We start from the raw sequence: 23,028 nt of genomic DNA on the forward strand, positions 1-23,028 counted from the left end.
GCTAAGGACATGCCAAAGATATGACTGCAACCTCTCACTATTTTGCCACCTGTGCCAAAGGACTCGAGCCGTTGCTCTTTGATGAGCTGCAACAGCTTGGGCTCACTGAGGTTCAACAAACGGTCGCAGGGTGCCGCTTTGAAAGTGATATAGAAGGTGCCTATCGCGCATGTCTATGGAGCCGACTTGCCAGTCGCGTGTTATTGAAACTCGGTAATTGTGAGGTGGGGCGCGACCTCGATCGCGTCACACGGGCGATTAGTGAAACGTTGTGGCACGAACATTTTAACGTGGAGCAGAGTTTTGTTGTTAGCTTCACAGGTCAAAACCAACAAGTGCGCCACACCCAATTTGGCGCGCAAATGGTCAAAGATGGTATTGTTGATCATTTTCGCGAACAAGGGCTGGGCCGACCAAATGTCGATCGCGAGGCCCCTGATATCCGCGTTCATGCACATCTGCATAAAGATCAACTCACTTGGTATTTAGATCTCGTCGGCGAGCCGTTGCATCGCCGTGGCTACCGCTTAGAGCAGGGCGCAGCACCGGTACGTGAGACGCTAGCTGCTGCAATTGCGCTGCGAGCTGGAGTCACTACCAGCACTGAAGTTTTAGCCGACCCATTCTGTGGTTCAGGTACGTTACTCTTAGAAGCCGCAATGCTTGTGCTTGACCATGCTCCAGGGCTGCGCCGCACGGCATGGGGGCTGCAACGGTGGCGACAATTCCAACCACAGATCTGGCAACAACTGATTAATGAGGCTGAGCAACGTTTTGCACAGGCTCAAAGCCAATCGCAGTTGCGCATCTATGGCTCAGATAACGACCCTCGCATGCTTGGCATTGCCGATCAAAACGCAACACGCTTAGGTATCGCCTCGCGTTGTGAGTGGCAGGCCATAGATGCCACAAAAGTTCAGGCTCCCGCCAGCACTGAAGGGCAAAGCATCATGCTGTGTAACCCTCCGTATGGTGAGCGGCTGGGTGAGGAAGTAGAAACATTGCTGCTGTATCGCCGTCTTGGACAACAATTGCGGCAACAGTTTAGTGGCTGGCAAGTCGCTATTCTTGCCGGTGATGAAAGCTTATTAAAGCGCTTAAAATTGCGTAGCCATAAGAAATATAAGCTTTTTAACGGTGCTTTAGAGGTGATTCTAGCCCTCTATGATATGCAAAAAGAGCAAACTGAGTTTACTCAAGAGCAATCAAGCGACCTTGCAAATCGACTTAAGAAAAATTACCAGAAACTAGAAAAATGGGCGGCAAAAGAGGGCCTTAGTGCTTGGCGTCTGTATGATGCTGACCTGCCTGAATACAACGCTGCTGTCGACGTTTATAACGAGCATTTGGTCATCCAAGAGTATGCGGCGCCTAAAGACATTCCACCCGCTGTTGCCAAGGAGCGTTTATGGTATCTGCTCGATACATTAGCAGAAGTGCTGCCATTTGCAGCCGCCAACATGCACTTAAAGGTTCGTCAGAAACAAAGTGGTAAGCAGCAATACCAGCGCCAGCAACTGCGTCATATTGTCACTACGGTGCATGAATATGGTGCTCAATTCGAAGTCAACTTAAGTGATTACCTCGATACCGGACTCTTTCTTGATCATCGCTGGGCACGACGTGAATTGGGGCGTTTGAGTCAAGGTAAAAGCGTACTAAACTTGTTTGCCTATACCTGTACGGCGTCGGTGCAAGCCGCCTTGGGCGGTGCCCGTGAAGTGACCTCGGTCGATCTCTCGAAAACCTACTTAGCTTGGGGCGAAGATAACTTCCGTTTGAACGGGCTATCGGTGCGTCAACATAAGTTTTTCCAAGACGATTGCTTACAGTGGTTGCAGCGCCAACCGCCGCAGCAAAGGTTTGATGTGATCTTTTTAGATCCGCCCACCTTCTCGAACTCGAAACGCATGCAAGATGTGCTGGATGTGCAACGTGATCACGTCATGTTACTTAAGCTCGCGGCGCGTTTGTTAAAAGATGACGGCGTGATTCTCTTCTCCAATAACAAGCGCAAATTCAAACTTGATGAAGAAGGATTAAAAGAAGCCTTTTTAGCCGCCGAGGATTGGACGCAGCGTTCCATCAGTCAGGATTTTGCGCGTCACAAGGGAATTCATCACCTCTTTAAGGTTGTGCATCGTCATGAGTGAGTTCTACCTGCTTACCAAGCCGAATTGCCCACTTTGTGATAAAGCGCTTGCGCAATTGCATAGCTTAGAACTTGAGCAGCCGATTCGCTTGCATTGGGTCGATATCACGCAACAGGAAGAGCTCCAAGACGAATACGCGCTTCTGGTACCAGTACTTGTGCGTGGAAAAGATGACGCGGAACTGCGTTGGCCCTTTAACGGTGATTTGATGGAATTTATAACGGCATGACTGTATTACGTATTCAACAAGCGCAATTGGCTTTTGGTCGTGAGCCCATTCTCGACCATGTCGACTTGGTCATCGAAGAGGGCGAACGACTTTGTCTCGTCGGGCGCAATGGCGCCGGCAAATCTACCTTATTGAAAGCCATCGCGGGTGATATTCAACTCGATGACGGAGTGATTCAGAAAGTTGGCGATACCGTGGTTGCTCGTCTACCCCAAGATCCACCCGCCAACTCAGAGCAGAGTGTCTATGACTATGTCGCTGAAGCGCTTGCTGAAGTAGGTGCTGTGCTCAAACGCTATCACGAGGTATCACAACAACTGACCCAACAGCCTGAAGACGCAAGTCTCATGCGCACCTTGGCCCAGTTGCAAACCCAACTTGAAGCCGCCAATGGTTGGCAATTACAGACCCGTATCGAGCAAACACTCACGCGTCTGGGGCTCGATGAAAATATGTCGATGGCGGCGCTTTCAGGTGGTTGGCTTCGGCGGGTTGCGCTCGCACGGGCACTCGTCGTAGCGCCCGATCTACTCTTACTCGACGAACCGACCAACCATCTCGATATCGAAATGGTGCAGTGGCTTGAATCCGTGCTACTCGATTTCCGCGGCGCGGTGCTATTTATAAGTCACGACCGTATGTTTATCCGTCGCCTTGCCACGCGCATTATCGATCTTGACCGCGGCCAATTGAGCTCATTTGCAGGAAACTACGATTCTTATCTCGAGAAAAAACAAGAACTACTCGAAATTGAAGCTAACCAAAATGCCGAGTTTGACAAAAAATTGGCCCAAGAAGAAGTGTGGATCCGCCAAGGGATCAAAGCCCGTCGCACGCGTAACGAAGGCCGCGTGCGTGCTTTGCAAGCGCTTCGTAAAGAGCGACAACAACGGCGCGAGCAGCAGGGGTCCGCACGCTTAGCAGTGCAAGAGTCACAACGATCAGGCAAATTGGTCTTTGAGGGCGAGCACCTTGAGCTGGCATTCGGTGATAAACCTATTTTGCGAGACTTTAGTTTAACCCTGCAACGCGGCGATAAGATTGCGTTAGTGGGCCCGAATGGTTGCGGGAAAAGCACCCTGATTCGTTTAATTTTGGGCGAGCAGAGCGTCGATGCCGGCCGATTAAAGTTAGGCACCAATCTTGAAGTCGCTTATTTTGACCAACACCGCGCCAAACTGGATCCAGAAAAGTCAGTTGCGGAAAACGTGGGTGATGGCAAGCAAGATATAACCTTTAATGGTCGCACGCGTCATATTCTAAGTTACCTGCAGGACTTTTTGTTTGCTCCACAACAAGCTCGTACCCCGGTACATGCGTTGTCCGGAGGCGAGCGCAACCGCGCCTTACTGGCCAAGTTATTTCTCCAACCAAGTAACCTGCTAGTGCTCGATGAGCCAACCAACGATCTGGATATCGATACCCTTGAGCTCCTTGAGCAGATCATCGCCGATTATCAAGGCACGGTCATTTTAGTGAGTCACGACCGTGAATTTGTTAACAACACGGCGACCAGCATTTTACTCTTCGAAGGGGCCGGCAAAGTAACCGAGATTGTCGGTGATTTTCAGGACGTCGAGCACTATCTCAAGCAACAGGCTAACGCTGCACAAATTTCCGCAAAAGATACGGGAACTAAAGTGCCAGACAAGCAGTCAGAAAACGCGAAAGATAAGGGTTCAGCGCAGCCCAAGAAAAAGTTATCCTATAAGCTTCAGCGTGAACTTGATATGCTACCGGAACGCATTGAAGCAATAGAAAACGAACAACAGGAACTGCAGGCGCAGGCCAACGACCCAAGTTTCTATACCCGTCCGCATGTTGAAACCGGACCGGTGCTAGAGCGCCTTGCAGCACTAGAAGAAGAGCTTTTGCTAGCACTTGAGCGCTGGGATGAGCTTGAAAACTTACAAAAAGAGAGTAGTTAGATTACCTATGAAAAAGTTTACTTTAGGGGCCCTTAGCGTCGCCGTTGCCGCATCGCTCATGTCTGTAGCGCAGGCCGACACTTACACTATTCAGCAAGTTGAGACACCAGAAAAAGTTCGTGACCTTTTTCCTATTGCGATAAACGACAACCGTCATAGTGTTGTGTTAGGGCAACTCCCACAAGACATTGAATTTGACCTCACTGAGTTATCCGAAACTACTTTGGCCAGTATTGGTATCGATCCTGAAGTGGACGACCTTGAGACCTACGAATTATCTGTATTCCAATACGAAAGGCTCGTACGAAGCCTACGCGATAGCGCCAATACTGTTATCAGCAACCCACGTGTTTCTTTTTACGATGCTGGTTTCTTTAACGGCCAATCCGTCACTTTTAATGAGTTTTTTGAAGACACTGACGATGCGACTCCGGAACAAGAAAACTCAACGGACCACATTTACAACGGCTTGAACAATAATGATATCCGTGTAGGTTGGGGGAGTGCTCCATACCGCTTCAATGAGTTTACCTATACCACTGGCGAAGGGGATGATGAACAGGAAGTTACAGCTACCTACACTTCTCGTGCGTTTACTCGCCAAGCGATCTGGTCAAATGGATCGGTAACAAAAACCTATCCAGCGCCTGAGCAGGCTTATCTTGGCGGCGAGTCGGTGATGATGGATATCAACGACCACAACCTGGCAGTAGGTTACGCTAGTGTGGCCGTGTCACCTGCATCACAAGCATTTGCTGACGATTGCCAAGCACGTTTGGATGATGGCACAGCAACACGCTCGCTTTATACCTGTCTGTGGCAACGTTGGATTAACTTAAGCAATGCCACAGCAAGTAACTTGCAGAGTTTTTACAGCCGCGCGACGATCAACTCGAATCAGTCAATTTATGATATGAACGCTATGCTTTGGCAACTCGATGCCGATGGTAACGTCATCTCAACCGAGCAACTAGGTACCTTGCTGGATCGCGCTGAAGGCGATGAAGGTGATTTTTCGAGCTATGCTATCGCGGTGAACAACAATGGCATCGCTGTCGGTCAGAGTTGGACATACTTCGATGGTATCGAAGAGACCAATCGCCGCATCAAAATGCCGGCTATTTTTATCGACGGTGAAGTCAAACCGGTCACGGAAAACACCGATTACCTTTGGGGCTCAGCCACTGATATTAACGATGAAGATCAAGTGATTGGCTTCGTGATCCGCCGGGTACAGGGGATCAACCGCTATATCGGCTTTATTTATGATATTCAGTCGGAAACATTCACTGAATTGCCGTCTTTCTTCAATGGCTCAAGCACCATTCCTACTGCAATTAATAACGAAGGTTTGATCGTGGGTACTGCTGAAATAGACGCAGACTTGTCGGCCCAACGTCGCCGCGTTGCCTTTAGCTATGAAAGTAACCTTGAAGGCGCTCGTTTCATCAACCTCAATGACGCCGTAGCCTGTGATTCGGGTTATTATCTGGTAAGCGCCGATGGTATCAATAACAATGGTGAGATTGTTGCTACGGGCATCCTCCCGCAAGAAGTTGTGGACGGTGATGGCGAAACCGTTACTGAGCAATTTGCGAAGACACTGATTCTAGATCCGACATCAGGTGAATTAAACAATTGCTCACAAGAAGAAAATAGAATCGAACGCCAGGGCGCAAGCACCGGTCTTTTTGGCTTCATCTCTATGTTATTGATTGGTGGTCTTATTACAGTTCGCCGCAAGTTTAGTCGCTAACGGCAAAACTTGTTCTAAAAAAAATCTTCTTCAGATCTAGCGCCTTTTCAGTAGCTTATAGCTAAAACCGAAAAGGCGCTTTTTTTTGCTATTGAACTCCCTCACACAGTTGCTATCTATTATTACAAGAGTGAAATAAATTTCGCTCTTAGAAAAATTGTAAAAGAACAACTGGACGAGGAAGTGAATGATGAAAAGACAGAAACGCGATCGCCTAGAACGGGCACATGCACAAGGTTTCAAAGCTGGTGTAGCGGGTCGTTCAAAAGAACTATGTCCGTATCAGAATCAGGAAATTCGTTCCCAGTGGTTAGGCGGTTGGCGCGACGCGCAAGAGGCGCGGAGTGTAGGGTTATATCGTTAAAGTAATCTGTCCAGCACACTAAAAATTTAAAAATCTTCTCTTGAAAGTAAGTAAGCCCACCAAGTACATGACTCGGTGGGCTTTTTCTTTGTGCTCAATTAGCTACGGATAAGCTTAAAAGTTAGATGTGTCGGTAAACAATCCAACCTTAAGATCTTTCGCAGTGTAGATAGTCTTGCCATCAACTTCCACGCGTCCATCGGCCATTCCCATAAACAGTTTACGCTTAATGACACGTTTCATGTCAATGAAATAGCTCACCTTTTTGGCTGTAGGCAAAATCTGTCCAGTGAATTTAACTTCGCCAACACCGAGCGCGCGGCCACGACCTGGACCACCAGCCCACGCTAAAAAGAAACCAGTTAGCTGCCACATGGCATCCAAACCTAAACAACCTGGCATAACCGGATCGCCTTTAAAGTGGCAGTCAAAGAACCACAAATCAGGACGGATATCGAGCTCAGCGTGGATATAGCCTTTACCGTATTCGCCGCCTTCATCGCTGATGGTAACGATGCGATCCATCATTAACATATTAGGAGCGGGGAGTTGGCTATTACCAGGGCCAAACATTTCGCCTTCAGCGCAGGCGAGAAGATCTTCGCGTGTAAAACTAGATTGGGTCATAACTACCTTGCCTTTGATTCAAGTGCTCGCTAGCTTAGCGAACACTTGTACGCTTAACAAGTCCGATTAGTTATTTTACCAAAGACGCTTGTACCACGGTTGCTCAGGTTCGCAGTGTTGCAGTTCGTCTAACCGCTTTTCGATACGAGCGTACAGCTGTTTCTGATTTTCACCGGTCAAGAGGGCAAGGGCATCCGCAACATCCTCGATGGCATAAATGTGGTAGTTGTTGGCTTCAACGGCGGCGATGATATCCGGCTCAAGATTAAGCTGACTCATATTCGCTTGGGGAATGATCACGCCTTGCTTGCCATTTAAACCGCGCGCTTGGCAAACTGCGAAATGCCCAGTTATTTTCTCGTTGACCGAGCCAATGGCTTGCACTGCACCGAATTGATCTACAGCTCCGGTAATTGCAATACCTTGCGCAATAGGTGCTTCGGCAAGAGCTGATAACAGACAACACAATTCGGCGAGCGAAGCACTATCACCATCGACCTCATAGTAGGACTGTTCAAAAACGATGGTCGCTGAGAGCCGCATTTCTTCGCTTTTCGCAAAAACATTAGCGATATAAGCCGAAAGAATCATCACACCTTTCGTATGAATACTGCCGCTAAGTTCAGACTTGCGATCAATATCGATAATGTCACCATCACCATAATGCACGGTCGCCGTTATCCGTGATGGTTCGCCGAATTCACTACCGCCGATGGTCACTACGGTCAGGCCATTGACCTGGCCAACCACATCGCCCTCAGTGGCGATAAACACTTGGCCCTCGAGGATTTGGCGGCGGCTTAATTCAGCGATATAACCTTCGCGTTGTTGGCGTTGTCTTAGTACTTGCAACACAGCTTCGTGATCGATGGTGTCTTGTTGCTTTGCTTTGGCAACCGCTCCAGCTTCTCGCAGAAGTTGCATTAACGCGATGGTGTCTAAGGAAAGTTCAGTTTGATAATCACTCAACCTTGACGCTTCCTTAAGCACTAATGGCAGTGCTTCAGTGGCAATTGGAAAAGTGGCTGACTCGCGTTCAACATAAGCGAGATAATCAAAGTAGGGCACTAATTCGTCATGACTCAAGGAATAGTGCGCTGAAAAATCGGCTAAATAAGGAAATAAATTGTCGAAATCACGGTCTAGCTCGCGTAACTGGCCATAAATCGAACGGTCACCCAACAATAAAACCTTAAGGTGAATCGGTACGGGTTCTGGCTGATAGTAGGCGGCAATGTTAGCTTCACCCGGCTGCGGCCAATGAAATAAACTCGTCCGCAAAATATATTTTAGTTTGCGCCATAAGCCGGGTTGCGTAAGCAACTCTTCGGCATCGATGGCAAGCACACCGCCATTCGCTTTCAATAAAGCGCCTGGCTGAATGAGATGTAACTCTGAACTAATCGTACCCGCCACTGACTGCAAACGAATACTGCCAAACAGGCTGGTATCGGTCACACGGTCACAGAGCACGAAATCATCCGTGTGTTGGTCAGACTCAACAATGATGGTTGCCAGTTCATTCCCTGGCAAGTCATCGAATGTTTTGTCATTTACACGCTGTAGATAGGCGCTAAAACGCTCGCTAGGATAGCCTGTACGCAACTCGTCTAAAAGTTGCTCACGTTCGTTCACCGGCAGCTCAAAGAGCTTCATCAGGCCAGCTAATACTTCGCGTGCGGTACCGGCGGGTACATTGACACACAATGGTTCACTGGCAGAGTCTGGATTTGCCAAGTAAAGCCAGTCGTGGCGTTCGAAATGCATCCACTGGTAGCGCTGTTGCAGCTCTTTTAACACATCGACTACGCGTAAACCCGGCGTTGTTACCATAAAGCCATGGGCATATCTGCCACCAATGCGCATGGTTTGCTCAATCGCCGCTAAGGCGCGATTTTGCCCAATTAATGGATTCACTGAGGGAGAAGCAGGGCGCTGTTGCGCCCATGCGTAGATAGGAGGTTGTAATTGTTCTGCTGCAACGCGCATGGGGTTACCTTCAATACCTTAGTTCGAAACCGGCTCCACCGTGTAGCCACGTTCCCGTAAAAGGTTGATCATACCAGCTTTTCCGCCCAAATGACCTGCACCCACAGCAATAAATTCGCTGCCTTCAGCTTGCAGTTCTTTATCTAGGGACTCTTGCCATGCAAAGTTACGTTGGTCGAGAAGAACTTCTTTATATTCGGCGTATTCATCCATCTCGATAAACATGCCGTACATGCCGTCGATATCTTCAGCTTGGTAGAGGTCGATCATACGCTGTAATTCAGCTTTCGCTCCAGCTTCGTCTTCCAATGCATCGGCTAGCCATTGTACTTGCTCCGCATGCGGGATCTGTTCAAATACGCCAAATTGGAAGTCGACAGTTTCCAAACCTTCAACTGGTTTCTGTTGCATCATTGCTTGCTGCGTGAAATAGCCTTCAAAAGAAGCTGGCTGGCCACAATCAAGTTGCGCAGACATCAGCATGCCGCTGACAACAAAAGGGCGCATTCCATCAAAAGCCGATAAACCAACGCCCATATTTGCTTTAAAGAACGCATCTAATTTTTCTGCTTGTGCTTCAGATAAGCCACTCGAAATCTTTAAACCTTCAGGCTGAAAAATCTTCGCTTGCATACTTTGCATCATGTTGGGGTCATCCATGTCCAATTCCATGATGAGTTTATCTGCTTCGTCAAAGGCCTTCTGAGTTGCTTCAGCAACATTAAAGTCAGCCTCACAAATCAAATGAATGGTGCCGTACAAATACGACGGTTCGGCCATATCTTTGCCAGTGATTTTATAGAGCAGTGCTGCATTTGCAGAGCTCACCGACAAACCTAGTGCCAATGATGTTGCCATTGCTAAACCTGAAAATTTACTACGCATCGTTCCGTTTCCTTTTTTGAATAATGGTGTTCACCGAAAGCGTAGCGATAGTACTGACAAAATGCTACTAACAAAATGTCACAAATCATCAACCGGAGCGCAAAGCGAGCGGTACGAGCCCAGGCCGGAGACGGGCTGATTTAACCATTTCACTCATTGCGCATAATGTATATCTAGTACGTAACACGTGGTCAATTTGAGGTTACACAGCAACGATTTCTTTGTCTAGCAGGAGGGCGATTTACATCATCAAACTTGGACAAATCGAGAGGCCGTAAACAATCTGTTTACTATGCGAACACCGCATTATGTCTAGCAATAGGGGGCAAGCCCCCTATTTACCCCAAGCTAACTATTAGTGACTCCTAATATTCTAAAAATAGACGGCATCATAAGTACGATGAATGCTTTTACAAGCTTTAATAAGTATTAATAATGTTTAATAGATCGACAAAATGCCAGCATTTGGACATTTGGAACAACGATAAATTGGGAAGGAAGCGTAAGTATAGAAAGATAGGGTTAGCGCTCTTTGCACTTTGCCCCTCGCTGCGCTAATTGCAACGTGCGCTAACCCCTCACTGCAACACGGAATATAGATAAACACTTATATTGATGATTATCTATAATGAAGCAACACGGAAACGTGACAGAATGCCTAACCCGTACCGGTTATGTCGGCACCAAAACCCAACTCATCAAGCATTCGCTGCGCCTGTGACAAAGCGTTTCGCAACTTACATTCTGCATCATGTAATTGCCCTGGACGTTCACGAAGTAAGCGCTGATACTGGCGTGCTGCCCATTTGTACTGGTAAATAAACTCGATATCAGCGGCCAAAACGACACCGTAAGGGGTTCTAATCTTATCACCCTCAATACGCCAATGAGCAAAGCAGCCCTCGAGAGGGAGATAACCACGTTCCATGATAAGCAAATACTTAACGATCACGACAGGGGCTTTATTAGCGTCATACCAGCGGTGTATAGTGCGTTCACAGACTCCAAAGTATTCTGCCGCCTTTCGCCAGTTAAAACCGAATACAGAGGCAAACAGGGTGCAATAATCACTATTACGCAGCATTGGAATGTTCCCCCAAATCTAAAGACGCAATATAGTCCCTATGTTCATGACACCAACGCGAGCCCATTATTGAGCGAACGCCATCAAATGAAGCCTCCACGCCGTATTTGCTGGAAACTAGGGCAACGAACAACGAAACTTTTTTACGCCATTCTCTAGCCCCGTCAGACGCCCAAGAGAAGCGAGAATTAGCCACTCTAATACCTTTTGAGTAACCAACGAGACGAACACCTTTATCAAGCGGTGAACGTTGCCCCATATCTTTCCCGAGATACTTGCTTAAATATTTAGCCATAACCGAGCCCGAAGAACGCACAGGCTCTAGCTGATGACGGCCAAAAGAGTATTTGGGGAGATTTTCTCGAAGGTCTTTCCAGTAAGCACGAAGTGAAGGGGGAACACTGCTGTAGTTTCGAGACCTTACGGCCTCGAAATCGAATCCAGTGCGAATGTCACAATCAGTTATTACCAAAAGATGCAAATGAAGCCTACGATTTTTGTGGCGTTCATAGACTCGAACCCAATGCTTGAATTTACGCTTTAGGTAGTTTGACGCAAGTGAGTTAAAACGCTTGGAGGCTTCCTTGCCGTTAATCACTTGGTCAGGAAAGGTAAGGGTAAGAAAACCAACGTAATTAATGCCGTGAGTTTGTATTAAAAAATCGACGTTTTCACGCAGTACAAACATGGCTTTTCTCACTGCATTGGGAAGCGTTTCGATTGAATTGTTTATATTTAGACAAGGAAGAGGCGCACCGCTTTGCGGCGCACCTCCGTGCGGCAAAGTTGAGGTATTCATTTTCAGCTCCAAAAATTGGAGCAGGTCGGGTTTTGTAGTACATTAGAACCGTCACCTGCGTGTAGTGAATGCATTAGAACAATCTGTTCAAGGTGACCACGCCCCGAGACTTTCGCAGAGTCTGCGGGGTTTTTTTATGCCTGAAACTGGATTTCCAGAGGCCGTTACTCGCCGTGCATTGAATCGGTTAAGGGGTCAAACCGTACTCCTCCAATGCCCTCAAATATCCCCATTACGCATAATGTATATTATGTTAAATCACATATTAATAAGTCTTATAAGAATAAGTAGGCATTCACATTTATGCGTCCCTACGTGAAATTTTGGGGATAACACCCCTGCTTTTTAAAAAGTAAACGCGTAGCGCACGATTGTAAAAATCCTGCGCGCCTAGGTCAGATTTTGCAGATAAATCCAGAATTACTGGTTCATGTAGGTTTGGAAGGATGTCATTTGCTGCAGCAGAACATTCTCGACTGCTACAGCCCACGCTGACAAATCATTTGGCGAATACCCTGATACGCGATAACGAACAGTTAAAGTCGTGGTTTGCTCGTCGGCGCTATTCTTAAGACTCCAATCCATCACACCCGTCACACCTTCGCCTTGTAATGGTCCGAGGCCACCGGTAAATCGAATCAAGCTATAAGGTTCAACTTTAACGACGCGTAAGTGTTCGGTAAATCGCAATTCACTGTCAATTTCGCACAGGCAGCCACCCGGTCTAAGCTGTAACGTCATATTTTCACTTTTACCGTACCAAGTATGGTCAGCCAGCCACCATGCGCCGATATCTTCGGTAAGTCCTTCAAACACATGCTTTAAATGCCCGTCCACAGGAAGCGAAAAGGCAAAAGTGAAGCCTGTAGCGGAACTATCTAAAGTTTCTGCTTTACTGGTAGCTGTCGGTAATAGCAAACACGCTATTACCGTCGCTAAAGAAGAAATACGGGCTATTTTCATGCTCATTGTTGCTCCGCCTGCTCCATTTCACGCTCAAGACGTTGGGTTTCATCAGCACGAGGCTTGGTAAACCGCGCAAGCGCTAAATAAATCACTGGCGTTAAGTAAAGCGTAAAGAGTACCGCAAATGCAAGGCCGCCAAATACCACCCAGCCGATGGAGTTGCGTGCTTCAGCACCTGCCCCAACAGAAAGGATAAGCGGTAACGCCCCAAGCAAGGTTGAAACCAACGTCATCATGATCGGGCGCAGGCGAATACTTGCAGCATGTTCTACCGCATCCCTTACAGACTGGCCCTTGTCGCGAAGTTGGTCTGCAAATTCAACAAGTAAGATTGAGTTTTTAGCAATCAACCCAATCAGCATTACCAAGCCTATTTGAGAGAATACGTTGATAGAAGTGCCCGTTATAAACAACGCAAAGAAGGCTGCGGCGATGCCAAAGGGTACGGTAGCCATGACCACTACAGCACTATTGACACTCTCAAACTGCGCGGCAAGTACGAGCAATACGATGATAAATGCCAAGATATAGGTCATCATCACTTCTCGTTCGGTTTCTTCGTAGGCTTCAGCCTCACCTAGCAGCACCATACCAATGTTCTCAGGTAAGGTGTCATTAGCGATGCGACGGAGATTTTCGACTACTTGTTCGATCGGAATTGAGGTCGGCATTTGCATGTCAACTTCAATAGCACGGCGTTGTGCTCGTCGTTCTAATTCAGCAGCAACGCCCTCTTCGCTGATGCTGGCAACCGCTGATAAAGGCACGACTTGGCCATCTGCGGTGCCGACATAAAGGTTTGCCAGATCGGTCGGCGACTTAATCAAGTTACGGTTCGCTTGTAACATGATAGGTACGGCTTGGTCGCCAATATTGAGGTCGACTAAGTCATCGCCATTAATCGCAACACGCAAGGTGGTCGATATATCACTTAATGACACGCCTAAGTCCGCGGCACGACGGCGATCGATATTGACGCGCAGTTGCGGCTGAGTCGGCTGGTAACCCACTCGCGGGAAGCCAACCTCGGGCATTTCGGACTGTACCGCTTCACCAAACGCTAGCGCAGCATTGTAGATGTCGAGGTATTCATCGCCAGTTAGGGCAACTTCTAAGCCGCCACCCTGGCCCCGCAGGTTCAAACTATTCGAACCAAAGGCGCGTGCAGGAGCGCCAGGAATACGACTCAATGGCTCGCTGATCTCGTCGATGATTTCTTGTTGCGAGCGGTCGCGTTCTTCCCAGTCGGTTAATCGCACCGTAATAAATACTAGATTCGGGTCCCATTGCCCTACTCGCGTGTTTATACTTTGAACCGCACCACCATTCACATAGGGCAGCAGTATTTCTTCCATGCGTTGCGCTTGCCGATCCATAAAGTTCAAGCCAACACCATCTGGACCGCGAGCAAAGATTCGGATCTGACCGCGATCCTCTTGCGGCATCAACTCATTGTCGACCTGCAAATAAAACCACACCGCACTCCCGGCGACCAAAGTACAGCCAACAAAAACTAACAACGCGTGATCGAGTACCCAGTGCAGCGTTTTACTGTAGATATTAGAGAATCGCGTACCGATGCGTGAAAGCACCGTTTCCTTGTGTTCTTTTAACGGTAGGCGTGCGGTCAGCGCCGGAACTAACGACAACGCGACGAACGAAGAAATAATGACGGCTGCCGCGAGTACACCGCCAAATTCACGGAATAGACGCCCCGCTGTTGAAGGCAAAAACGCAATAGGAACGAACACCGCAACCAAAACCGCTGTGGTCGCAACCACCGCAAAGAAGACCTCGCGTGTACCAATAACAGCAGCTGCCCGCGCACCCAGCCCCATGGTGCGGCGGCGCTGAATGTTCTCAGACACCACGATTGCATCATCGACAATTAAGCCGGTCGCTAAGACCAAGGCCAATAAGGTCAGAATGTTAATCGAAAAGCCAAGCAGCCAAATGACCGCGACCGCACCAATAAGCGCGACAGGTATAGATGCTGCAGGAATGATGGTAGCGCGCCCTGAGCCGATAAACAGCCACAAAGTTGCGATCACCAATAAAATAGTCAAGCCAAGCGAGGTGATCACTTCTTCTACTGAGCTGCGAATGAATTCAGCGTCATCATCAGTGACTTGAATGGTTAGATCTGGATACTGCTTACGCAGGTCTTCGACAAGACGGAGAACTTCATCCGAGATCTCGATGGTATTTGAGCGCGCTTGACGAATAATGCCCAAGCCCAATACTTGTTTACCATCCAAGCGCGTGATGCTGCTGGCGTCGGCAGGCCCAAAATAAACGGTTGCTACGTCACCCACACGTGTCGTGCCCGAGATAACGATGTTCTCTACATCTTCCGGTGATACCGAGCTCGCGTCGGCACGCACGATCAGCTGTTGATCAGTCGACTTTAAGCTACCAGCAGGAACATCAAAGGGCGCTTGCCGCAATGCCGCAGCAACTTGTGTGACAGTAAGGTTGTAACTGGACAACCGCAATGGCTCAATGACAACGCGCATGACCCGGCGCCGATCACCCGTCAGGCGCACATCGGCCACACCAGGAATGTTCAAAAAGTTTGGCGCTAAATCGGTTTCAACGCGTTCAGTTAAGGCGGGTAAATCCAACGCATCGCTTGAAATAGCTAAGGCGACAACGGATTCAGCGTCATTATCGGCTTTAATAATAGAAACATTTTCAACTTGCTCGGGTAAGCCGCGTTGTACCCGACTCACCGACTCTCGGGTTTCGTTCGCCGCGTTATCTAAATCAATACCGGGACGAAATTCGATAACGATCCGTGAGCTACCCTCTTCACTTGAGGCGCGAATGGACTTCACACCACTCACGCGTGCCGCCGCCCCTTCGAGGCGACTGGTTACTTCGGTATCAACGGTTTCGGGCGCAGCTCCAGGATAACTTGCGGTCACCGAGATCACCGGCCGATCGACGTCCGGCAACTCCCGTACTTCGACGCCCTGAATCGCTGCAATACCGGCTATGATAATCAATAGATTTAGGACAACGATAAGTACCGGTCGACGAATCGACATCGATGGCAAATCATTTAATTGGGGGGCCCACTTCATTAGTTCAGGTCTCCGTTATCAGCCAATCGCTCGATCGCCTGACCGCGACGCAAGGTCTGCACGCCCTCGACGATCAGTTCGTCGCCCAACTGCAAATTGCCGTCAACCAAGACTCGCCCAGGTAAACGTTGCGCAATGGACACATCAACGCGTGTCGCTTTGCCATCTTTTACAACCCAAACATAAGCGCCCTCCGGCCCCCACATCAATCCTGCTTCGGGAACAGACGGATAGCTATCGCCCTGCAATGTAAGCGCGACACGAAAACTCATACCTGGGCGGTAACGGTCTTCTGAGTTGTCGAGAAGTGCGCGGATGCGCAAGGTACGATTGGTGGCGTCAATGCGCGAGCCAATTTCGGCAATTTCCGCTTCAATGCGGTTTTCGGCACGCAACCACGAATAAACTTCCAGCGTCGCCCCCTCGTTAAGCATGTCAGCAGCTTGTTCTGGTGCTTGGAAATCAAGGTACAATTGGCTGCGTTTATCTAACGTAGTTATTAATGTTTGCGCAGTGATGCGGTCGCCCACTTCAACATCGGTAATCCCAACCACACCAGCGAAAGGCGCCGTAACGCGGCGATCATCTACTTCCGTTTGAGCTTCAGCAACGGCAACTTCTAAGAGATCTCTAGCGATAATCGCTTCATCCAGCTGACTCTGCGGTATTGCACCGCTTGCGCGACTGGTGCGTAACCTTTCTACTGTTCGTTCCGCATCGGCTAATTGCAGTTTTGCGCGTTGTAAAGCAATCTGTTGGCGCCGATCATCAAGCTGCACCAACACATCGCCGGCGGCAACGTTATCACCTGGTTCAAAGTTGACCTCAGTCACTTCGTCACCCACCGCAGCATAAATGTCTACCGAACGTAATGCTTCCGCATAGGCAACGGCTTCAACTTGTTCTTGCTTACGCTCAAAGCCTAAAGGCTGCGTAACAACAAGTGCTGCTTGCTCGCGATTACCCCATTGTTGTGCAGCCGCTGACCCCATCAATAAATTAGCCAACAACAACACCGAAACTGTAGCGAATGCGCTCATGCCCTGAGACAACTTCATTAAGTAGAATCCTTTTAAAAAACTTTGATACCGCGTGTATATAGTCATATTTGAACAAATATGATCAAAAAAGGCCGTTCATCCTCGATGAACGGCCTTTTAGATACGCCAGTTTAAATTTACTGCTGCGGCTTTGCTTTCAACACTTCAGTAAGGCCTGCCACCGCACCACCGATATCAGCCAATTGCGCGGGTAAAATCAGGGTATTGGTTTCTTTCGCCAAGTTACCAAACTCTTTAACGTATTGCTCAGCGACTCGCAAACTCACAGCATCTTGGCCGCCTGGTTGCTGAATCGATGCCGCAATTTTGCGTAAGCCTTCTGCGGTTGCTTCGGCAATCAGCTCGATTTCACGCGCACGCCCTTCAGCTTCGTTAATTTGCTTTTGCTTTTCAGCTTCAGACAAATTGATAACTTCTTGTTTGTGACCTTCCGAAACGTTAATCATCGACTGGCGCTCGCCCTCAGACTTGGCAATCGCGGCACGACGTTCACGTTCAGCGCGCATTTGTTGTTCCAGGGCATCCTTAATGCTCATCGGCAGTTCAATATCTGAAATTTCATAGCGCAGTACTTTAATACCCCAAGGTGCTGCAGCTTCATCCAGCGCCTGCACCACAATCTCGTTGATTCGTGCACGTTCTTCGAAGGTTTTATCAAGGTCCGTTTGACCGATCACCGAACGCATGGTCGTTTGTGCCAATTGTGATGCTGCATAGCGATAATCGTTAATACCATAACTTGCCTTGTGCGCATCAACCACTTGGATATAGAGCACCCCATTAATGCCTACTTGGATGTTGTCACGCGTCACACAGGCCTGGCGTTCAACATCAATCACCTCTTCTTTTAAAGTGTGTTGATAAGCGACTTTATCGATAAAGGGGATCAATAAATGAAAGCCTGAATCCAGCGTGCGGTTATAACGCCCAAGGCGCTCTACTACATAGTTCGTTCGTTGCGGAACGATACGAGCTGTTTTTAAAATGACGATAATGACTGCAACGGCAAAGCCTATTGCGAGCACCGTGCCCACGTCTAATGGAAACATTGCAACTACTCCTCGTTGTTATTCTTTTTAAGCCTTTGTTGCCACACTTGGTTTTTGTTTGGCGACAGTCAGTTGAATACCTTCATTGGCGATAACCCAAGCGGTATCGCCTGCTTTTAACTCATCATCCGAAAATGCATCCCATTGCACACCATTTAAGACCACACGTCCGGCACCGTGGTTAAAATCGCGAATCACTTTTACACGCGCACCGATGTCTCGTTGAAAATTTGGCTTTGCCTCATCTTCATCTGCGGTGTAGCCCATAAACCAACGTTTAAAATGACCGCGAGCAACCACCAAAAGCACTAAGCTTACAGCTCCAAAAACCGCAAACTGACTTGCGCTTTGCTCAATTATGTTCCAGTGCAACAGTAGCCCGGTAACAATTGCGCCTATTCCTAAGAATACCGCAATGACGCTGGTTAACAGCAGTTCTGAAAGTATTAATACAATGCCAATGATGATCCAAATTAAAGCAACGGACATGGCAGCTCCTTAACAGCTAAAGCAACGCACCCAATGTGACGTTAAAAAATGGCGTTAAAAATATGTTTCGTGGACTATAGCATGAGGTAATCCGAAAGTGGCACGGCAATTTGTTTCAAGTTGCTTCGAATTTACCCGCTCTATCCTCTAGCGCTGACTGATAAAAGTAAAGGTAACGCTTTGCGGCAGTGCAACCTGTTGGTGTTCCAACGGGATCGTCATCCGCCACACCATTTGTTCCTCTGTACATGCACCGAGGTATAAAATCGCTTGCCACTCGTTGGCATCAAGCTGTTGCCATTGCAGAGGTATTTGCCCCATCGGCATCGACTCGCCCTCGACCCGTGAGAGCTGCGGCACGACTCCGTCAGGAAGCTGCAAACGCAGTTGCAAACCTTGTTCAACAGGTACCGGCTGGCGTGGCATTAATAAAATTATTTTTTCTTGATACAGATCAAGTTTTGTCGTCGGTAACTGTTGCGTTACATCAAAGCTACAAGAGATACTACTCAACGCCAACAAAAGTAGCACAAAGACCCTACTTTTAGTGCGGAAATAAGAGAAATAAGGTAAAGACTGATTAGTTATATTCATGACTTGCCCAAAATTTCCTCAAGTTGGCGTTGCGCTTGGATTTTTCATAGATTCTTCCTGTATTTTTATGGCTATCCGTCATAAAATGAGGAGGTGTTTGTCAAAGTATCCGACAAGCGATCATCATTGTCACGTTACTCTGTTCTGAAGTCAGAGAATCAACGCGGAAAATAAAAATGAGTCAAACAAGTCCACAACAGATCGAATACAACCTCAAGGTCGTGCGCCAATTCGCGATTATGACCGTTATTTGGGGAATCATCGGTATGGCTTTGGGTGTTTGGATTGCAGCCCAGCTAATTTGGCCGGAGCTCAATTTTGATACTCCATGGCTAACCTATTCTCGCTTGCGTCCGTTACATACCAATGCGGTTATCTTCGCTTTTGGTACCTCGGCGCTGATGGGAACCTCGTTCTATATTGTTCAAAAGACGTGCCGTACAGCGCTGTTTTCGAACAAATTAGCATCCTTTGTCTTTTGGTCCTGGCAGACCGTCATTGTACTTGCGGTCATTACCCTACCGCTTGGCTATACGACATCAAAAGAGTATGCCGAACTAGAGTGGCCGATTGACGTATTGATCGCCTTATCTTGGATTGCCTACGTTATCGTATTCTTCGGCACCTTGGTAAAACGTCGTACCTCGCACATCTATGTTGCAAACTGGTTCTACGGTGGCTTTATCGTAACCATCGCAGTTCTGCATATTGTTAACAGTATGGCGATGCCAGTGTCCTTTACCAAGTCATACAGTGTCTACGCAGGCGCTGTCGATGCCATGGTTCAGTGGTGGTACGGTCACAATGCGGTAGGCTTCCTGCTCACGGCCGGCTTCCTCGGTATGATGTATTACTTCGTACCCAAGCAAGCGGAGCGTCCAGTGTACTCGTATCGTCTTTCAGTTGTGCACTTTTGGGCGTTGATTGGCCTCTACATCTGGGCCGGCCCGCACCACTTGCACTACACCGCTTTGCCAGACTGGACTCAATCACTTGGTATGGTGATGTCAGTGATCCTATTCGTCCCATCATGGGGTGGTATGATCAACGGTATCATGACCCTATCAGGCGCATGGCATAAGCTAAAAACCGACCCAATTTTACGCTTCTTGATCGTTTCATTGTCGTTCTACGGCATGTCAACGTTCGAAGGCCCAATGATGTCTATCAAGTCAGTAAACGCGCTCTCGCACTACACTGACTGGACCATCGGCCACGTACACTCAGGTGCGCTAGGTTGGGTTGCGATGATTACCATCGGCTCACTTTATTACCTGATTCCGCGCCTTTGGGGCCAAACGCAAATGCATAGCGTCCGTTGGATCAACATCCACTTCTGGTTACACACCATTGGCGTTGTGCTTTACATCGTTGCACTGTGGATCTCAGGGGTTATGCAAGGTCTGATGTGGCGAGCTGTGAATGCCGAAGACGGTACCCTCACCTACAGCTTTGTAGAAAGTGTAGAGGCGTCTTATCCGTTCTGGTTCATCCGCTTTGTTGGTGGCTTGTTCATCGTCGCCGGTATGATCCTGATGGCAGTTAACTGTTACCGCACTATCAAAGCAGGTAAACCGACTGTCGAAACCATCGATGCTGCTCCTCGTGAAGCGGCCGCGCAATCAGCTTAAGGAGTCGTAGGAATGAAAAACATTAAGCACGATTTCGTCGAAAAACGCGTGGGCTGGTTGGCCATTTTTGCCACCCTCACCATTTCGATCGGTGGTTTAGTCGAAATCACACCGTTATTGTTCCAAAAGCAAACCAATGAACCTGTGGTTGGCTTAGAACCGTATACAGCGTTAGAGCTGGAAGGTCGTGATATCTATATTCGCGAAGGTTGTAATAACTGTCACAGCCAAATGATTCGCCCATTCCGCGCGGAAACTGAGCGTTATGGCCACTACTCACTTGCCGGTGAGCACGTCTGGGAGCGCCCGTTCTTATGGGGCTCCAAGCGTACCGGTCCTGACCTAGCGCGTGTGGGTGGACGTTATAGTGATGAGTGGCATTACGTCCACCTCATGGATCCACGTGACGTTGTGCCTGAATCCAACATGCCTGGTTTTCCATGGTTAGCCGAGAACAAACTCGACGGCGAGTACACTGCGAAGAAGATGGAAGTCTATCGTCAATATGGTGTCCCGTACACTGACGAAGACATCGCAGGTGCACAAGCCGCCGTTGTCGGTAAAACCGAAATGGAAGCGTTAATTGCTTACCTGCAAGCGTTAGGTACCGGGTTACAACAACAGGCCAATTAAGATGGAATACATCACCTGGCGTAGTATTTACACAGTTATCGTTTTCGTATTGTTTATTGGCATCGGGCTGTGGGCCTACAGCAAAGGCCGCAAAAAGGACTTTGATGAGGCAGCTAACTCCATTTTTGAAGAAGACGAGTTAGACAACAGCAAGCAAAACAATACTAAACAGGAGTCGAAGAACAATGAGTAGCTTCTGGAGTGCATGGATTATCGTCCTGACCCTAGCGTTTTTAGTCTTTATCATTTGGCTATTGCGCTGGAACATGACCAACTATACCGGAATTAAAGAAGGTGAACTCATGGATCATGAGTTCGACGGTATCGTTGAAATTAACAACCCCCTGCCGCGTTGGTGGATGATTCTATTTTGGGTCACTATCGTTTGGGGCTTCATTTACCTTGCTCTTTTCCCGGGCCTAGGTAACTTCAAAGGCCTGCTTGGTTGGAGTAGTTCAAACCAAGAAGTTCGTTCTCTCGAAGAGTCGCGAGCAGCCACTGAAGCTCATCGCGAAGCCGGCCTTATCGTTCAATATGACCGTGAAGTGCAAGCTGCTGAAGAAGAATTTGGCCCGATTTTTGCGGCTTTGTCTGAACGTCCAATTCCTGAGTTGGCGAAAGATGAAGACGCTGTGGAAATCGGTCAACGTCTCTTCTTACAGAACTGTGCGCAGTGCCATGGTTCAAATGCGATGGGTGGCAAAGGCTTCCCTAACTTGACTGATGACGATTGGCTTTACGGTGGTTCACCGGAAGCAATCAAGACTTCTTTGATTCAAGGTCGTCAAGGTCAAATGCCAGCATTCGACGGACAGTTCAATGATCAACAAATTACCGAGCTCGCGACTTATGTCTTGAGTTTGAGTGGTCGCAAGGTTGATCCTGAGCTTGCCAGCGCAGGTAAGCAAAACTTCGCAGTCTGCGCAGCCTGTCACGGTATGGATGGTAAAGGCAATCAGCAACTGGGTGCCCCTAACCTAACCGACAATACGTGGCTATACGGTGGTTCACAAGCTGCGATTGAAGAAACCCTACACAATGGCCGTAACGGTGTCATGCCAGCTTGGATTGATATTCTAGGCGAAGACAAGATACACGTTATCAGCGCCTACGTTTACGGGCTTTCAAACGACTAAAGTGAAAACCCCGCAAACGCGGGGTTTTTTCTAACAGCTATACAATTTGAGGTAATGCGTAATGGAAAAGCCGTGGTATAAGCAGTTTTGGCCTTGGTTTTTGATGTGTATTCCGTTTTCCGTGGTTATCGCAATGGTTATCACACTATCTGTCGCCTCAAGTTACGGCGATAATCCGATGGTGGTTGACGATTACTACAAGAAAGGCCGTGGTATCAATGCACAGGTTGAGAAAGTACAAGAAGCTCAACGCCGTGGTATTACCTTCAGCTTTCAACAAGATGGGCAAAAATTAGCACTCGCCTATCAAACCGGCGCACCTGCTGAACTCACTGCCTTGAATGTTCGTTTTTATCACACCACCCTTGCGGATAAAGACTTTTCGCTTGTACTTACCGCTGACGCACAAGGTGTTTTCCGTGGTGAGTTGCCAGCCGATGTGGTCGAGCACAAAGGCAAATGGACAGTAACCATCACCCCGTTCGACGGCAGTTGGCGTTTGAGCCAACAATTACAATTACCCGCCTATCGCGAGCTCACCTTAGAGCCTCTGACGTACGGCGTTTAAT

General features: G+C 48.3%; 21 protein-coding genes. 10 read left to right on the plus strand and 11 right to left on the minus strand.

Going from position 1 to position 23,028, the window contains the following annotated elements; genetic code table 11:
• Positions 1–20 precede the first annotated feature (20 nt).
• From rlmKL to rmf, 5 genes are all read left to right on the plus strand, one after another.
• Complete coding sequence (gene rlmKL, locus CWE21_RS01680; protein WP_126832526.1) at positions 21–2,153, plus strand: bifunctional 23S rRNA (guanine(2069)-N(7))-methyltransferase RlmK/23S rRNA (guanine(2445)-N(2))-methyltransferase RlmL; 2,133 nt, start codon at positions 21–23, stop codon at positions 2,151–2,153.
• The gene (locus tag CWE21_RS01685) at positions 2,146–2,382 is read left to right on the plus strand and encodes a glutaredoxin family protein (protein WP_126832528.1); all 237 of its coding nucleotides are present in this window, start codon (positions 2,146–2,148) and stop codon (positions 2,380–2,382) included. Before rlmKL ends, CWE21_RS01685 begins: the two co-directional genes overlap by 8 nt.
• Complete coding sequence (gene uup, locus CWE21_RS01690; protein WP_126832530.1) at positions 2,379–4,310, plus strand: ATP-binding cassette ATPase Uup; 1,932 nt, start codon at positions 2,379–2,381, stop codon at positions 4,308–4,310. The genes CWE21_RS01685 and uup overlap by 4 nt, the downstream gene beginning before the upstream one ends.
• Before the next feature lie 7 nt (positions 4,311–4,317).
• The gene (locus tag CWE21_RS01695; RefSeq protein WP_157982717.1) at positions 4,318–6,066 is read left to right on the plus strand and encodes a DUF3466 family protein; all 1,749 of its coding nucleotides are present in this window, start codon (positions 4,318–4,320) and stop codon (positions 6,064–6,066) included.
• Between the two features lie 190 nt (positions 6,067–6,256).
• The gene (gene rmf / locus CWE21_RS01700) at positions 6,257–6,430 is read left to right on the plus strand and encodes a ribosome modulation factor (protein ID WP_034729406.1); all 174 of its coding nucleotides are present in this window, start codon (positions 6,257–6,259) and stop codon (positions 6,428–6,430) included.
• A 114-nt stretch (positions 6,431–6,544) separates the two neighbouring features.
• Here the strand turns inward: rmf and fabA are convergent, their stop codons facing one another.
• The 11 genes from fabA to CWE21_RS01755 all read right to left on the minus strand — a co-directional run bounded on the left by fabA (position 6,545) and on the right by CWE21_RS01755 (position 18,996).
• Positions 6,545–7,057 (minus strand): 3-hydroxyacyl-[acyl-carrier-protein] dehydratase FabA, encoded by a 513-nt coding sequence (gene fabA / locus CWE21_RS01705; RefSeq protein ID WP_126832534.1) that lies wholly within the window; start codon positions 7,055–7,057, stop codon positions 6,545–6,547.
• A 75-nt stretch (positions 7,058–7,132) separates the two neighbouring features.
• Positions 7,133–9,046 (minus strand): AAA family ATPase, encoded by a 1,914-nt coding sequence (locus CWE21_RS01710; protein ID WP_126832536.1) that lies wholly within the window; start codon positions 9,044–9,046, stop codon positions 7,133–7,135.
• Between the two features lie 18 nt (positions 9,047–9,064).
• A complete protein-coding gene (locus CWE21_RS01715) occupies positions 9,065–9,931 on the minus strand; it encodes a TraB/GumN family protein (protein ID WP_126832538.1) in 867 nt (288 codons plus the stop codon).
• A 658-nt stretch (positions 9,932–10,589) separates the two neighbouring features.
• Positions 10,590–11,015, minus strand: coding sequence for a hypothetical protein (locus CWE21_RS01720; RefSeq protein ID WP_126832540.1), 426 nt, complete (start codon positions 11,013–11,015; stop codon positions 10,590–10,592).
• Positions 11,005–11,814, minus strand: a complete 810-nt coding sequence (locus CWE21_RS01725) for a rolling circle replication-associated protein (protein ID WP_126832542.1) — start codon at positions 11,812–11,814, stop codon at positions 11,005–11,007. Before CWE21_RS01725 ends, CWE21_RS01720 begins: the two co-directional genes overlap by 11 nt.
• A gap of 420 nt (positions 11,815–12,234) precedes the next feature.
• Positions 12,235–12,783 (minus strand): SRPBCC family protein, encoded by a 549-nt coding sequence (locus CWE21_RS01730; RefSeq protein ID WP_126832543.1) that lies wholly within the window; start codon positions 12,781–12,783, stop codon positions 12,235–12,237.
• Positions 12,780–15,866 carry an efflux RND transporter permease subunit gene (locus CWE21_RS01735; RefSeq protein ID WP_126832545.1) on the minus strand — a complete coding sequence of 1,029 codons (3,087 nt, stop codon included), beginning with the start codon at positions 15,864–15,866 and terminating at the stop codon, positions 12,780–12,782. Before CWE21_RS01735 ends, CWE21_RS01730 begins: the two co-directional genes overlap by 4 nt.
• Positions 15,866–16,924, minus strand: coding sequence for an efflux RND transporter periplasmic adaptor subunit (locus CWE21_RS01740; protein ID WP_126832547.1), 1,059 nt, complete (start codon positions 16,922–16,924; stop codon positions 15,866–15,868). Before CWE21_RS01740 ends, CWE21_RS01735 begins: the two co-directional genes overlap by 1 nt.
• A 119-nt stretch (positions 16,925–17,043) precedes the next feature.
• Positions 17,044–17,976, minus strand: a complete 933-nt coding sequence (locus CWE21_RS01745) for an SPFH domain-containing protein (RefSeq protein WP_126832549.1) — start codon at positions 17,974–17,976, stop codon at positions 17,044–17,046.
• Between the two features lie 27 nt (positions 17,977–18,003).
• The gene (locus CWE21_RS01750; protein ID WP_126832551.1) at positions 18,004–18,465 is read right to left on the minus strand and encodes an NfeD family protein; all 462 of its coding nucleotides are present in this window, start codon (positions 18,463–18,465) and stop codon (positions 18,004–18,006) included.
• A gap of 147 nt (positions 18,466–18,612) precedes the next feature.
• A complete protein-coding gene (locus CWE21_RS01755) occupies positions 18,613–18,996 on the minus strand; it encodes a hypothetical protein (protein WP_126832553.1) in 384 nt (127 codons plus the stop codon).
• Between the two features lie 239 nt (positions 18,997–19,235).
• Here CWE21_RS01755 and ccoN point away from each other — a divergent pair, with 239 nt between their 5' ends.
• The 5 genes from ccoN (at position 19,236) to CWE21_RS01780 (ending at position 23,027) form a co-directional block, all read left to right on the plus strand.
• Positions 19,236–20,690: a cytochrome-c oxidase, cbb3-type subunit I gene (gene ccoN, locus CWE21_RS01760; protein WP_126832555.1), complete on the plus strand. Its 1,455-nt coding sequence runs from the start codon at positions 19,236–19,238 to the stop codon at positions 20,688–20,690.
• A gap of 12 nt (positions 20,691–20,702) precedes the next feature.
• Entirely contained in the window at positions 20,703–21,323 is a 621-nt protein-coding gene (gene ccoO, locus CWE21_RS01765; protein ID WP_126832557.1) for a cytochrome-c oxidase, cbb3-type subunit II, read from the plus strand.
• 1 nt (position 21,324) lies between these two features.
• Positions 21,325–21,516, plus strand: coding sequence for a cbb3-type cytochrome oxidase subunit 3 (locus CWE21_RS01770; RefSeq protein WP_126832559.1), 192 nt, complete (start codon positions 21,325–21,327; stop codon positions 21,514–21,516).
• On the plus strand, positions 21,509–22,459 hold the full coding sequence (gene ccoP, locus CWE21_RS01775; protein WP_126832561.1) for a cytochrome-c oxidase, cbb3-type subunit III: 951 nt from the start codon (positions 21,509–21,511) through the stop codon (positions 22,457–22,459). The genes CWE21_RS01770 and ccoP overlap by 8 nt, the downstream gene beginning before the upstream one ends.
• Positions 22,460–22,520: 61 nt before the next feature.
• On the plus strand, positions 22,521–23,027 hold the full coding sequence (locus CWE21_RS01780) for a FixH family protein (RefSeq protein ID WP_126832563.1): 507 nt from the start codon (positions 22,521–22,523) through the stop codon (positions 23,025–23,027).
• Position 23,028 lies beyond the last annotated feature (1 nt).

The sequence above is a fragment of the Pseudidiomarina aquimaris genome (assembly GCF_003987395.1).
Classification (GTDB): domain Bacteria; phylum Pseudomonadota; class Gammaproteobacteria; order Enterobacterales; family Alteromonadaceae; genus Pseudidiomarina; species Pseudidiomarina aquimaris.

Bases quoted from the DNA above. Each gene is read 5' to 3' on its own strand.
- ccoO (WP_126832557.1), top strand. From the start codon at position 20,703: ATGAAAAACATTAAGCACGATTTCGTCGAAAAACGCGTGGGCTGGTTG.
- CWE21_RS01715 (WP_126832538.1), bottom strand. From the start codon at position 9,931: ATGCGTAGTAAATTTTCAGGTTTAGCAATGGCAACATCATTGGCACTA.
- fabA (WP_126832534.1), bottom strand. From the start codon at position 7,057: ATGACCCAATCTAGTTTTACACGCGAAGATCTTCTCGCCTGCGCTGAA.
- CWE21_RS01770 (WP_126832559.1), top strand. From the start codon at position 21,325: ATGGAATACATCACCTGGCGTAGTATTTACACAGTTATCGTTTTCGTA.
- CWE21_RS01735 (WP_126832545.1), bottom strand. From the start codon at position 15,866: ATGAAGTGGGCCCCCCAATTAAATGATTTGCCATCGATGTCGATTCGT.
- CWE21_RS01725 (WP_126832542.1), bottom strand. From the start codon at position 11,814: ATGAATACCTCAACTTTGCCGCACGGAGGTGCGCCGCAAAGCGGTGCG.
- CWE21_RS01745 (WP_126832549.1), bottom strand. From the start codon at position 17,976: ATGTTTCCATTAGACGTGGGCACGGTGCTCGCAATAGGCTTTGCCGTT.
- uup (WP_126832530.1), top strand. From the start codon at position 2,379: ATGACTGTATTACGTATTCAACAAGCGCAATTGGCTTTTGGTCGTGAG.
- CWE21_RS01740 (WP_126832547.1), bottom strand. From the start codon at position 16,924: ATGAAGTTGTCTCAGGGCATGAGCGCATTCGCTACAGTTTCGGTGTTG.
- CWE21_RS01730 (WP_126832543.1), bottom strand. From the start codon at position 12,783: ATGAGCATGAAAATAGCCCGTATTTCTTCTTTAGCGACGGTAATAGCG.
- ccoP (WP_126832561.1), top strand. From the start codon at position 21,509: ATGAGTAGCTTCTGGAGTGCATGGATTATCGTCCTGACCCTAGCGTTT.
- rlmKL (WP_126832526.1), top strand. From the start codon at position 21: ATGACTGCAACCTCTCACTATTTTGCCACCTGTGCCAAAGGACTCGAG.
- rmf (WP_034729406.1), top strand. From the start codon at position 6,257: ATGAAAAGACAGAAACGCGATCGCCTAGAACGGGCACATGCACAAGGT.
- ccoN (WP_126832555.1), top strand. From the start codon at position 19,236: ATGAGTCAAACAAGTCCACAACAGATCGAATACAACCTCAAGGTCGTG.
- CWE21_RS01720 (WP_126832540.1), bottom strand. From the start codon at position 11,015: ATGCTGCGTAATAGTGATTATTGCACCCTGTTTGCCTCTGTATTCGGT.
- CWE21_RS01685 (WP_126832528.1), top strand. From the start codon at position 2,146: ATGAGTGAGTTCTACCTGCTTACCAAGCCGAATTGCCCACTTTGTGAT.
- CWE21_RS01750 (WP_126832551.1), bottom strand. From the start codon at position 18,465: ATGTCCGTTGCTTTAATTTGGATCATCATTGGCATTGTATTAATACTT.
- CWE21_RS01710 (WP_126832536.1), bottom strand. From the start codon at position 9,046: ATGCGCGTTGCAGCAGAACAATTACAACCTCCTATCTACGCATGGGCG.
- CWE21_RS01780 (WP_126832563.1), top strand. From the start codon at position 22,521: ATGGAAAAGCCGTGGTATAAGCAGTTTTGGCCTTGGTTTTTGATGTGT.
- CWE21_RS01695 (WP_157982717.1), top strand. From the start codon at position 4,318: ATGAAAAAGTTTACTTTAGGGGCCCTTAGCGTCGCCGTTGCCGCATCG.